This window comes from Micromonospora sp. RL09-050-HVF-A, assembly GCF_019374995.1.
Classification (GTDB): Bacteria; Actinomycetota; Actinomycetes; order Mycobacteriales; family Micromonosporaceae; genus Micromonospora; species Micromonospora antibiotica.
Genome location: NZ_JAGKQP010000002.1, coordinates 6,712,399 through 6,726,339 on the forward strand (window position 1 = coordinate 6,712,399; position 13,941 = coordinate 6,726,339).

Sequence of the window (13,941 nt, forward strand, 5' to 3'; positions counted from 1 at the left end):
CGTCGGCGCCGTCCGGGAATGGGTTCCTGATGTCCAACGAACAGAAGCTTCGTGACTACCTGCGGCGGGTCACGGCCGACCTGCACGAGACCAGTGAGCGGCTCCGCGACATCGAGGAGCGCGCCGCCGAACCGATCGCCATCGTCGGCATGGGCTGCCGCTACCCCGGCGGCGTCGACTCGCCCGAGGCCCTGTGGGACCTCGTCGCGGCCGGCACCGACGCGATCTCCGGCATGCCCACCGACCGGGGCTGGGACCTCGACCGGCTCTACGACCCTGACCCGGACCACCCCGGCACCAGCTACACCCGCGACGGCGGATTCCTCTATGGGGCCGCCGACTTCGACCCGACCTTCTTCGGCATCTCGCCCCGCGAGGCCGCCGAGATGGACCCGCAGCAGCGGCTGTTCCTGGAGACGTCCTGGGAGGCGTTGGAACGGGCCGGCATCGACCCGCTGTCGCTCAAGGGCAGCCCCACCGCCGTGTTCACCGGCGTCGTCTACCACGACTACCCGAACAGCTGGGGCGCCGGCAGCATCGTCTCCGGTCGGCTGTCGTACACCCTCGGGCTGGAGGGGCCGGCGGTCACCGTCGACACCGGCTGCTCGTCGTCGCTGGTCGCCCTGCACTGGGCCTGCCAGTCGCTGCGCTCCGGGGAGTCGTCGCTCGCCGTCGCCGGTGGGGTCACCGTGATCGGCACCCCCGACGCGTTCGTCGAGTTCTCCCGGCAGCGGGCGCTGTCCTTCGACGGCCGGTGCAAGTCGTTCGCCGCCGCCGCCGACGGCACCGGCTGGGCCGAGGGCGCCGGGTCGCTGGTGCTGGAACGGCTCTCCGACGCCCGCCGCAACGGACACCCGGTGCTCGCCGTCATCCGGGGCTCCGCGATCAACCAGGACGGCGCGTCCAACGGCCTCACCGCCCCCAACGGTCCCTCCCAGCGTCGGGTCATCCGCGCCGCGCTGGCCAACGCCCGGCTCGCCGGTCAGGAGATCGACGCGGTCGAGGCGCACGGCACCGGCACCCGGCTCGGCGACCCGATCGAGGCGCAGGCGCTGTTCGCCACGTACGGCCGGGACCGGCCCGCCGACCGGCCACTGTGGCTCGGCTCGCTGAAGTCCAACATCGGCCACTCGCAGGCCGCCGCCGGTGTCGGCGGGGTGATCAAAATGGTGCAGGCGATGCGGCACGGGGTGCTGCCCCGCACCCTGCACGTCGACGAGCCCAGCGGTGAGATCGACTGGTCGCCCGGGACCGTCAAGCTGCTCACCGAGCCGGTGGAGTGGCCGCAGACCGGCCACGCCCGCCGCTGCGCGGTCTCCTCGTTCGGCATCAGCGGCACCAACGCCCACGTCGTGCTCGAAGAGGTGGCCCCGGCCGAGGAGGACGAGCAGCCCGCCACCCCGGCGGTGCTGCCGTGGGTGCTGTCCGGGCACACCGACCGGGCGCTGCGGGCCCAGGCGCAGCGGTTGCTGTCGCACCTGGACGCCGTACCGGCCGACCCGGCTGCCGTGGGGCGGACGCTGGCCGGTCGGGCCCGGCTCGACCACCGGGCCGTGGTGCTCGGCGGTGACCTGCCGCAGCTGCGGACCGCGCTCGGCGCGGTCGTCGACGGGCTGCCCGCCGCGACCGCGGTCACCGGCACCGCCGACGCCGCAGGTCGGGTCGTGTTCGTCTTCCCCGGCCAGGGCGCCCAGTGGGTCGGCATGGCCGCCGCGCTGCTGGACTCCTCGCCGGTCTTCGCCGAGCAGATGGGCCGCTGCGCCGCCGAGCTGCGCGCGTACGTCGACTGGGACCTGCTGGACGTGGTCCGGGGGGTGCCCGGCGCACCCTCCCTGGAGTGGGTGGACGTGGTCCAGCCCGCCCTGTGGGCGATGATGGTCTCCCTCGCCGCCACCTGGCGCAGCTACGGCGTCGAACCCGACGCGGTGGTCGGCCACTCGCAGGGTGAGATCGCCGCCGCCTGCGTGGCCGGCGGACTCTCCCTGGCCGACGGGGCGCGGGTGGTGACCCTGCGCAGCCGGGCCATCGGCGAGAAGCTGGCCGGCCGGGGCGGCATGGTCTCGGTCGGGCTGCCCGCCGACCGGGCGCAGGAGCGGATCGCCCGGTGGGCGGGCGACATCTCCCTCGCCGTGGTCAACGGCGCGGGTTCGGTGGTGGTCTCCGGCACCCCGGAGGCGCTGCGGGAACTCATCGCCGAGCTCACCGGGGAGGGGATCCGGGCCAAGCAGGTCGCCGTCGACTACGCCTCGCACTCCGCGCAGGTGGAGCTGCTGGAACACCGGCTGCTGGAGGACCTGGCCCCGATCAACCCGAAGACCGGGACGATCCGGATGCTCTCCACCGTCACCGGCGACTGGGTGGACACCGCCACCCTCGACGCCCGCTACTGGTATGACAACCTCCGCAACACGGTTCGGTTCGACCCGGCGATCCGCTCTCTCGCCGGGCAGGGCTGGACCGGGTTCGTGGAGGTCAGCCCGCACCCGGTGCTCGGCATGGGGATGCAGGAGACGCTGGAGTCGGCGGACCGCCCGACGGTGGTCACCGGCACCCTGCGCCGCGACGACGGCGGCCTGGACCGGCTGCTCACCTCCCTGGCCGAGCTGCACGTGCGGGGCGTCGACGTGGACTGGGCCGTCGCCCTGCCCGGCACCCGCCGGGCGGACCTGCCCACCTACGCCTTCCAGCACGAGCGTTACTGGATCGCGCCGACCGTCACCGCCCCGGCCGCAGGCGGCACCGACGCCGGATTCTGGGACGCGGTGGAACGCGCCGACGTCGACCTGCTCGCCGACGGCCTCGGCGTCGACACCGCACTCGTCGGGGAGGTGCTGCCCGGCCTGACGTCGTGGCGGTCCCGGCAGCGCGACGTCGCCACCGTGGACGGCTGGCGGTACCGGGTGGTGTGGCGGCCGACCGAGGTGCCCACCGGCGGGCAGCTCACCGGCGTGTGGTGGGTGGTCGCCCCGGCGACGCTGGCCGACGACGAGCGGCTGCGTACGCTCGCCGACGGCCTGACCGCCCGGGGCGCCGAGGTGGTCACCGTCACCGGCACCGACCACGCCGGCCGGGAGGCCCCCGCCGGGGTGCTCTCCCTGCTCGCCCTGGACGACGGCCCCGACCCGCTGGGCGTCGGCCTGTCCGCCGGGATCACCGCCACCGTGTCGCTGGTGCACGCGCTGGCCGCGTCCGACTTCAGCGGTCGGCTCTGGTGCGTCACCGCCGGTGGGGTCGGGGTGGACCGGTTCGAGCCGGTCGCCGACCCGGCCCAGGGCGCCCTGTGGGGCCTGGGCACGGTGCTCTCCCTCGACTACCCCGGCTGGTGGGGCGGCCTGGTCGACCTGCCCGCCGAGTGGACGCCGCAGACCGTCGACCGGCTCGCCGACGTGCTGACCGGCGGCGGCGAGGACCAGGTGGCGCTGCGGGCGGCCGGCACGCTGGCCCGCCGGATGATCCGCCACCCGGCGACCCGGGCGCCCGAACGGCGCTACACGCCCACCGGCACCGTCCTGGTCACCGGCGGCACCGGCGGGGTCGGCGGGCACGTCACCGAATGGCTGGTCGGCAACGGCGCGCAGCGGGTGGTGCTGGCCAGCCGACGCGGCCCGGACGCCCCCGGCGCGGCCGACCTGACGGCCCGGCACCCGGGAGTCGAGGTCGTCGCCCTCGACGTGGCCGACCGGGACGCGGTCGCCGCGCTCCTGGCCGACCTCGGTGACGAGCTGACCGCCGTGTTCCACGCCGCCGGGGTGCTGCACCCCGAGGTGCCGTTGGGGCAGACCGGCCTCGACGACTTCGCCGACGTGTGCCGGGCGAAGGTGCTCGGCGCGGTGCACCTCGACGCGTTGCTGGCCGACCGGCCGCTGGACGCGTTCGTGCTGTTCTCCTCCGGTGCCGCGGTGTGGGGCAGCGCCGGCCAGGCCGGGTACGCCACGGCCAACGCGTACCTCGACGCGCTGGCGCACCGGCGGCGGACCCGGGGTGCGGTCGCCACCTCGGTCGCCTGGGGCAGCTGGGGCGGCGGCGGTGGCATGGCCGGCGGCGAGGTCGGGGCACACCTCGACCGGCTCGGCGTCGGCGTGATGGACCCCCGGCTCGCCGTCGACGCGCTCGGGCAGGCCCTCGACCACGACGAGAGCCACCTCGTCGTCGCCGACGTCGACTGGGCCCGGTTCGGCCCCATCTATACGCTGGCCCGGCCCCGGCCGCTGCTGGCCGAACTCCCCGACGCCGCCCCCGAGGCCGCCGAGACCACCGAAACGGGGGCGTCTTCGGCGCTCGCCGACCGGCTCGGCACCCTGCCCGAGGCCGAGCAGCGCGCCCTGCTGCTGGAGACCGTCCGCACCAACGTGGCGGCCGTCCTCGGCTACGGCGACGCCGACCTGGTCGAGCCGCAGCGCGCGTTCAAGGAACTCGGCATGGACTCGGTGACCGCCGTCGAGCTGCGCAACCGGCTCAGCGCCGCCACCGGCGTACGGCTCTCCGCCACCCTGGTGTTCGACCACCCCAACCCGACCGCCCTGGCCGACCAGCTCCGGGCCGAACTCGGCTACACCGGTGACACGGCCGGCGGCCTGCTCGCCGAGCTGGACCGGCTGGAGGTCACCGTGGCCGGCCTGACGCCGGAGGAGATCGAACGCAACCGGGTCACCGCCCGGCTCCAGTCGCTGCTGGCGAAGCTCAACGAAACCCTCAGCACCACCACCGGCGCCACCCTCGTCGACCGGCTCGAAACGGCCTCCGCCGACGACGTGTTCGACCTGATCGACAAGGAACTCGGCATGACCTGAGCCGCCACCGCGCTCCCGGAGCAACGTGTCCCGCTGGCAACGAGTTTGGTGAGGTTCGGATGGCGAACGAAGAGAAGCTCCTCGAGTACCTGAAGCGGGTCACCGCCGATCTGCACCGCACCCGGGAGCGGCTGCGCGAGGTCGAGTCACAGGAGCAGGACCCGATCGCGATCGTCGGCATGGCCTGCCGCTACCCGGGTGGGGTCAACTCGCCCGAGGACCTGTGGCGGCTGGTCGCCGACGGCGTCGACGCCATCGGCGAGTTCCCCACCGACCGGGGCTGGGACACCGCCGCCCTCTACGACGCCGACCCGGACACCGCCGGCAGCAGCTACGTCCAGCAGGGTGGGTTCGTCCACGACGCCGACGAGTTCGACGCCGAGTTCTTCGGCATCTCGCCCCGCGAGGCGCTGGCGATGGACCCGCAGCAGCGGCTGGTGCTGGAGGCGAGCTGGGAGGCGTGCGAACGGGCCGGTATCAACCCCGACACGTTGCGCGGCGGTCCGGTCGGTGTCTTCGTCGGCTGCGGTGGCCAGGACTACTGGGACCGGCTCACCGTGCTGCCCGAACCGGTCGAGGCGTACATGAGCACCGGCAGCTCCGGGGCGGTCATCTCCGGTCGGGTCGCGTACAGCCTGGGGTTGGAGGGGCCGGCCGTCACCGTCAACACCGCCTGCTCGTCGTCGCTTGTCGCGCTGCACCTCGCCGCGCACGCGCTGCGGCAACGGGAGTGCGGGCTGGCCCTGGCCGGTGGCGTCACCGTCATGTCGACGCCCGGCGCGTTCGTCGCGTTCAGCCGGCAGCGGGGGCTCGCCTCCGACGGCCGCTGCAAGCCGTTCTCCGACGACGCCGACGGCACCGGCTGGGGTGAGGGCGTCGGCATGCTGCTGCTGGAACGACTCTCCGACGCCCAACGCAACGGCCACCGGGTGCTCGCGGTCATCCGGGGTTCCGCGATCAACCAGGACGGCGCGTCCAACGGTCTGACCGCCCCCAACGGGGTGGCGCAGCAGCGGGTCATCCTCCAGGCGCTCGCCAACGCCGGCCTCACCTCCAGCGACGTCGACCTGATCGAGGCGCACGGCACCGGCACCACCCTCGGTGACCCGATCGAGGCGGAGGCGCTGATCGCCACGTACGGGCGCGACCGGCCGGCCGACCGGCCGCTCTGGCTCGGCTCGGTCAAGTCGAACATCGGCCACGCCCAGGCCGCCGCCGCCGTCAGCGGTGTGATCAAGATGGTGATGGCGCTGCACAACGGCGTCCTGCCCAAGAGCCTGCACGTGGGGGAGCCGTCCACCCACGTCGACTGGTCCGCCGGCACCGTGCAGCTGCTGACCGAGGCTCGGCAGTGGCCCGACCACGGCCAGCCGCGCCGGGGCGGGGTGTCGTCGTTCGGGGTGAGCGGCACCAACGGGCACGTGATCCTGGAGCAGGCACCCCCGGCGGAGACCGTCGCGTCGGACGAGACCGCCGAGCCGCCGGTGGTGCTCTGGCCGCTGTCCGGGCGGTCGGCGGCGGCGCTCGCCGGGCAGGCCGACCGGCTGCGGGAGTTCCTCACCGACGAGCGGCCGGTGGACGTCGGGTACGCGCTGGGCACCACCCGGGCCGCCGCCGCGTACCGGGGTGTGGTGCTCGGTGACGACGTGGCCGGCCTGGAGACCCTGGCCGCCGGCGGTGGCCTGTCCGGTCGGACCGTCGCCGGTCGTACGGCGGTGTTGTTCACCGGTCAGGGTGCGCAGCGGGTGGGGATGGGTCGTGAGTTGGCGGCGGCTTTCCCGGTGTTCGCGCGGGCTCTGGATGAGGTGTGTGTGGCGTTCGGGTCGTTGCTGGGTGGTGATCTGCGGGAGGTGATGTTCACCGATCCGGGTGGTGTGTTGGATCAGACGGGGTGGACGCAGCCGGCGTTGTTCGCGGTTGAGGTGGCGTTGTTCCGTCTGGCGGAGTCGTGGGGGTTGAAGCCTGATTTCGTGGTGGGTCATTCGATCGGTGAGTTGGCTGCCGCGTATGTCGCGGGGGTGTGGTCGCTGGCGGATGCGTGTCGGGTGGTGGCGGCGCGTGGTGGTCTGATGCAGGCTCTGCCGTCGGGTGGGGCGATGTTGGCGATCGCCGCGCCGCTGGCGGAGTTGGATCTGGGTGACATCGACGTCGCGGCGGTGAACGGCCCCCGGGCGGTGGTCGTGTCGGGGACGGAGGAGCAGGTCGCGGCGTTGGAGGCTCGTCTTGAGGTGAAGACGCGTCGGTTGCGGGTGTCGCATGCGTTCCATTCGCATCTGATGGACCCGATGCTGGCCGACTACGGGCAGGTCCTCCGTGGAGTGACCGCCAATCCGGCGGCGATCCCGTTGGTGTCGACCGCGACCGGTGATCTCGTCACCGACGAGGAGTTGGGTTCGGTCGGGTACTGGCAGGGTCAGGTGCGGGGGACCGTGCGGTTCGCTGACGCGGTGGCCGCTCTGGCGGCCCGTGGGGTGACGCGGTTCGTGGAGATCGGGCCGGACAGTGTGCTGACCGCGATGGTCGCCGACTGCGTCGAGGACGCCACCGCGATCCCGCTCCAGCGCCGCAAGCGTGAGCAGGTCGAGGCGTACGCCGCCGGGATGGCGCAGGCGTGGATCAGCGGCGTCGACCTCGACTGGGCGGCCGTCAACCCGGGCGGCCGGACCGTCGACCTGCCCACCTACGCCTTCCAACACCAACGCTTCTGGCTGGATGCCCCGGCCGACCCCGGTGACGCCACCGCGATGGGTCTGGACTCCGCCGACCACCCGCTGCTCGGCGCGGCCGTCACCCTCGCCAACGCCGACGGGGCCGTCCTCACCGGCCGGCTCTCCCTAGACCGGCACCCGTGGCTCGCCGACCACGCCGTGGCCGGCGCGGTGGTCTTCCCCGGCACCGGCTACGTCGACCTCGCCCTGCACGCCGGCGCGCAGGTCGGCGCCGAAACCGTCGACGAACTCACCATCGAAGCCCCGCTGGTGCTGCCCGAACGCGGCGGCGTGCAGCTCCAGGTCGTCGTCGGCCCCGCCGACACCGGCCACACCCGCACCCTCCAGGTGTACGCCCGCAGCGCCGACACCGACGCCCCGTGGACCCGGCACGCCAGCGGGGTGCTCGCCGCCGGTCGGCGTACCACCGGGACCGCCCTCACCGAGTGGCCGCCCGCCGGTGCGGAAGCGGTGCCCACCGACGACCTCTACCACCACCTGGCGACCGGCGGCCTGGTCTACGGCCCGGTGTTCCGGGGCCTGCGCCGGGTCTGGCGGCGCGGCGACGAGTTCTTTGCCGAGGTCGCCCTGCCGGAGGGGGTGGACGCCGACGGGTTCGGCCTGCACCCCGCCGTGCTCGACGCCGGCCTGCACGCCCTCGGCTTCGCCGACGGTGACACCTTCCGGGGGTTGCCGTTCGCCTGGTCCGGTCTCACCCTGCACGCCACCGGCGCGGCCGGCGTCCGGGTCCGGCTCACCCCGGTCGGCTCCGGGGTACGGGTGGCGGTCGCCGACGCCGTCGGTGCCCCCGTCGCCACCGTCGACTCGCTGGTGCTGCGGCCCGTCCAGGTCACCCGCCCCGGCGGGGTCGCCGACGCGCTGTTCGACCTGACCTGGCAGGAGATCGGCACCCCCACGGCCACGCCCACCCCGCACTGGGCCTACCACCCGGCTGTCCCGGCCACCGGCACCGCACCGGTCCCCGCCGACCCGGCGGCCCCGGCGGGCCGGGTAGCCCCTGCCGCCGACGCCGGCGCCCAGGGGCCGGCGACGTCCACCCCCGAGCTGCTCGTGCTGACCGCCGGCGGTGCCGGGGACGTCACCGGCCCGGAGGCGGTGCACGACGAGGTGAACCGCGTGCTCGGCCTGGTGCAGGAGTGGCTGGCCGGCCCCGACACCCACCGGCTGGCGGTGCTCACCCGCCGCGCCGTCGGCGACGACGGGACCGACCCGACCGGGGCGGCCGTGTGGGGGTTGCTCCGCTCCGCGCAGGCCGAGAACCCCGACCGGCTGCTGCTGGTCGACACCGACCCGGATGCGGACGTGTCCGGCTCCCTCACCGTGGCGGTGGCGACCGGTGAGCCGCAGGTACGGGTCCGCGACGGTGTCGTCTCGGTGCCCCGGCTCACCCGGCAGATCATCGAACCGTCCATCCCGGACGCCCCGCTCTACGGCACCGGCACGGTGCTGGTCACCGGTGCGACAGGTGCGCTCGGCGCGGCGGTGGCCCGGCACCTGGTGACGACGCACGGGGTGACCCGGCTGCTGCTGGTGTCCCGCCGGGGCCCCGCCGCGCAGGGCGCCGACGACCTGGTCGCGGAGCTGACCGGGGCCGGTGCGCAGGTCGAGCTGGTCGCCGCCGACGTGGCCGACCGGGCCCAGGTCACCGCCCTGGTCGACGGCCACCCCGACCTGTCGGCGGTGGTGCACACCGCCGGGGTGCTGGACGACGGCGTGGTGTCGTCGCTGTCCGCCGCCCGACTCTCCGCGGTGCTGCGCCCCAAGGTGGACGCGGCATGGCTGCTCGACGAGCTGACCCGGGGTCGGGACCTGTCGGCGTTCGTGCTGTTCTCCTCGCTGTCCGGGGTGCTGGGTGCGCCGGGGCAGGGCAACTACGCGGCGGCGAACGCGTTCCTGGACGCATTGGCGGTGTCCCGTCGGATGGCCGGGTTGCCGGCGGTGTCGTTGGCGTGGGGGTTGTGGGGTGAGGGTTCGGCGATGACCGACCGGCTCGCCGACGCCGACCGGGAGCGGATGTCCCGGGGTGGGGTGCTGCCGTTGACCACCGCCGACGGGTTGGCCCTGCTCGACGCGGGCGTCGCCAACCCGTACCCGACTGCGGTGCCGGCCCGGCTCGACCTGGCCGCCCTGCGTGCCCTCGGCGACGACCTGCCGTTGCCGTTCCACGGTATGGTCCGCCCGGCCCGGCGCACGGCCGCCCGCGCCGCCACGGGGAGCGCCGCGACCGGGTGGGCGGCGGACCTCGCCGTGCTCTCCACCGAGGAGCGTGAGCGCGCCGCGACCGCCCTGGTCCTCAGCCAGGTGGCCACGGTGCTCGGGCACGCCTCCGCCGAGCGGATCGACGCCGGCCGCGCGTTCCAGGAGCTGGGCTTCGACTCGCTCACCGCCGTGGAACTGCGCAACGGGCTCGCCGTCAGCACCGGCCTGCGGCTGCCCGCCACCCTGATCTTCGACTACCCGTCCCCGCGTGACCTGGCCCGGCACCTGCTCAGCGAGATCGCCGGCCCGGACGACACCGACGCCGTGCGGCAGACCGCCACGACCGTCGCCGACGAGCCGGTGGCGATCGTCGGGATGGCCTGCCGCTACCCCGGCGGTATCACCTCGCCGGAGGACCTGTGGCGGCTCGTCGCCGAGGGCACCGACGCCGTCGACGGCTTCCCGACCGATCGGGGTTGGGACCTGGCCCGGCTCTACGACCCGACGAGCACCCGCCCCGACACCACCTACGTGGACAAGGGTGGATTCCTCACCGATGCCGCCCAGTTCGACCCGGTCTTCTTCGGCATCTCCCCCCGCGAAGCGGTGATCATGGACCCGCAGCAACGGTTGCTGCTGGAGACGTCCTGGGAGGCGTTCGAGCGGGCCGGCATCGACCCGGGAACCCTGCGCGGCTCGTCCACCGGTGTGTTCGCCGGGGTGATGTACCACGACTACGTCTCCGGGCACAGCTCCGGCAGCATCGTCACCGGCCGGGTGGCGTACACGTTCGGCTTGGAGGGGCCGGCGGTGTCGGTCGACACGGCGTGTTCGTCGTCGTTGGTGGCGATGCATCTGGCGGGTCAGGCGTTGCGGTCGGGTGAGTGTGATCTGGCGTTGGCTGGTGGGGTGACGGTGATGGCGACGCCGGAGACGTTTGTGGAGTTTTCGCGGCAGCGGGGGTTGGCGCCTGATGGTCGGTGTAAGCCGTTCGCGGCGGCGGCCGACGGGACGGGTTGGTCCGAGGGTGTCGGTGTGTTGGTGTTGGAACGTCTCTCGGATGCGGTGCGTAACGGGCACATGGTGTTGGGTCTCGTGCGGGGTTCGGCGGTGAATCAGGATGGTGCGTCGAACGGGTTGACCGCGCCGAATGGTCCTTCTCAGCAGCGGGTGATCCGGCAGGCTCTGGCGAATGCCCGGGTGTCGGCGGCTGAGGTGGATGTGGTGGAGGCGCACGGTACGGGCACCACCCTTGGTGATCCGATTGAGGCGCAGGCGATTCTGGCGACGTACGGTCGGGATCGGGAGCGGCCGTTGTGGTTGGGTTCGGTGAAGTCGAATCTGGGTCATACGCAGGCTGCTGCTGGTGTGGCGGGTGTGATGAAGATGGTGTTGGCGATGCGGTACGGGGTGGTGCCGCGGACGTTGCACGTGGATGCGCCGAGTCCGCACGTGGACTGGTCGGCGGGTGAGGTGCGGTTGGCGACTGAGGCGGTCGAGTGGCCTGCCGATGGTCGTCCGCGTCGGGCGGCGGTGTCGTCGTTCGGCATCAGCGGCACCAACGCCCACCTGATCCTGGAGCAGGCCCCCGCCGCCGCGCCGGCGGCCGTACCGTCCGCCACGACGGTGACCGCCCTGGCGGACGCTCCGGTGTCGCTCTGGCCGGTCTCCGGCCGTTCCGCCACCGGCCTCGCCGCCCAGGCGGCCCGCCTCGCCGACTTCCTCACCACCGCCGACCTGCACCCCGCCGACGTCGCGTTGACCCTCGGCACCGGCCGGGCGGCGCTGGAACACCGGGGCGTGGCCGTCGCGGACGGTGTCGCCGGTCTCCGCGCGCTCGCCGCAGGCCAGGGCGTGCACGGCCACCTCACCACCGGACGCACCGCCGTGCTGTTCACCGGTCAGGGTGCGCAGCGGGTGGGGATGGGTCGTGACCTGGCGGCGGCTTTCCCGGTGTTCGCGCAGGCTCTGGATGAGGTGTGTGCGGCGTTCGGGTCGTTGCTGGGTGGTGATCTGCGGGAGGTGATGTTCACCGACCCGGACGGTCTCCTGGACCAGACCGGCTGGACGCAGCCGGCGTTGTTCGCGGTTGAGGTGGCGTTGTTCCGTCTGGCGGAGTCGTGGGGTCTCAAGCCGGACTTCGTGGCGGGTCATTCGATCGGTGAACTTGCCGCCGCGCATGTCGCGGGGGTGTGGTCGCTGGCGGATGCGTGTCGGGTGGTGGCGGCGCGTGGTGGTCTGATGCAGGCCCTTCCGGCGGGTGGGGCGATGTTGGCGATCGCCGCCCCGTTGGCGGAGTTGGATCTGGGTGACGTGGACGTGGCGGCGGTGAACGGTCCTCGTGCGGTGGTCGTGTCCGGCACGGAGGAGCAGGTCGCCGCGTTGGAAGCCTCCCTTGAGGTGAAGACGCGTCGGCTTCGGGTCTCGCATGCGTTCCACTCGCACCTGATGGACCCGATGCTCGCCGACTACGGGCAGGTCCTCGACGGGGTCACCGCCAGTCCGGCGACCGTTCCGTTGGTGTCGACCGCGACCGGTGATCTTGTCACCGACGAGGAGTTGGGTTCGGTCGGGTACTGGCAGGGTCAGGTGCGGGGGACCGTGCGGTTCGCTGACGCGGTGGCCGCTCTGGCGGCCCGTGGGGTGACGCGGTTCGTGGAGATCGGGCCGGACAGTGTGCTGACCGCGATGGTCGCCGACTGCGTCGAGGACGCCACCGCGATCCCGCTCCAGCGCCGCAAGCGTGAGCAGGTCGAGGCGTACGCGGCCGGGATGGCGCAGGCGTGGACCACCGGCGTCGACCTCGACTGGGCGGCCATCCACCCCACCGCCCGGCAGGTCGACCTGCCCACCTACGCCTTCCAACGCCAGCACTACTGGCTCTACGACCCGGCCCTGGTCGGTGCCGGCCTGCTCGCCGCCACCCACCCGCTGCTCGACGCCGCCGTGCCGCTGGCCAACACCGACGGTGTCGTCTTCACCGGCCGCTGGTCGCTGCACACCCACCCGTGGCTGGCCGACCACGCCGTCGGCGGCACCGTCGTGTTCCCCGGCACCGGCCTGGTCGAACTCGCCATCCACGCCGGTGACCAGGTCGGCGTCGGCCTGCTCGACGAGTTGACCCTGCACGCGCCGCTCGTCGTCCCCGCCGCCGGCAGCGTCGAGGTACAGGTAGCCGTGGAGACGCCCGACCCGACCGGCCGCCGCGCCGTCCTGGTGCACTCCCGGGACCGCGACGACGCCCCCTGGACCCGGCACGCCACCGGCGTCCTCACCACCGGGGACACCCCCGGCGTCGCGCTCACCGCGTGGCCCCCGCCGATGCCGAACCGCTGCCGCTGGCCGGCCTCTACGACGACCTCGCCAGTGGCGGGCTCGACTACGGCCCGGTCTTCCAGGGTCTGCGCCGCGCCTGGCGGGCCGGCGACGAACTCTTCGCCGAGGTCGACCTCCCCGACGGTACGCAGACCGACGGCTACGGCCTGCACCCGGCCCTCTTCGACGCCGGCCTGCACGTCCTCACCCGCGCCGACGGCGACACCCCCCGGGGACTGCCGTTCGCCTGGTCGGGAGTGGCACTGCACGCCACCGGCGCGACCAGCCTCCGGGTCCGGCTCACCCCCGCCGGCACCGGGGTACGGATCGCGGTCGCCGACGCGGTCGGCGCACCCGTGGCCACCGTACGGTCGCTGGTGCTCCGCCCGGTGCAGGTCACCGCCGGGACCGGCGTCGCCGACGCGCTGTTCGGCCTCGACTGGCAGCCCGTCGCCGTCACCCCGACGGACACCGCCCCCGCCTGGGCGTGGCACCCCGACACCGCCCGTGCCGGCGACGCCACCTCCGCGACCGCCGCCGGGGGAACCGGTGACAGGCACACCCCGACCGCCCTACCGGGTGGTGGCACGGCGACCGCCGACGGCGCGGCCGAGCTGGTGGTGCTGCGCGCCGGAGGCACCGACGACGTACACGCCGAGGTGCACCGGGTGCTGGGGATCGCCCAGCGCTGGCTGGCCGGGGAGGACCGCGCCCCGCTCGTCGTCCTTACCCGGCACGCCGTCGGTGACGACGTGACCGACCTGGCGGGCGCGGCGGTCTGGGGGTTGCTGCGCTCCGCGCAGGCGGAGAACCCCGACCGCATCCTCCTCGTCGACGCGGACACCGACCGGCTCGACGACATCCTCCCGGCGGCCCTGGCTGCCGGCGACCCGCAGGTGTCGATCCGC

1 protein-coding gene and 2 pseudogenes are annotated in these 13,941 nt (G+C 73.9%); all 3 read left to right on the forward strand.

Going from position 1 to position 13,941, the window contains the following annotated elements:
• Positions 1–29 precede the first annotated feature (29 nt).
• Positions 30–4,790, forward strand: a complete 4,761-nt coding sequence (locus J7462_RS29560) for a type I polyketide synthase (RefSeq protein ID WP_219469115.1) — start codon at positions 30–32, stop codon at positions 4,788–4,790.
• Between the two features lie 59 nt (positions 4,791–4,849).
• Positions 4,850–12,886: pseudogene (locus J7462_RS33775) on the forward strand (type I polyketide synthase); the annotation flags it as partial.
• A gap of 140 nt (positions 12,887–13,026) precedes the next feature.
• Positions 13,027–13,908 (forward strand): annotated as a pseudogene (locus tag J7462_RS33780) (polyketide synthase dehydratase domain-containing protein); the annotation flags it as partial.
• Positions 13,909–13,941: the final 33 nt, after the last annotated feature.

What these genes read in the sequence shown, in the direction of transcription:
- J7462_RS29560 (WP_219469115.1), top strand. Translation starts at nt 30, where the DNA reads ATGTCCAACGAACAGAAGCTTCGTGACTACCTGCGGCGGGTCACGGCC.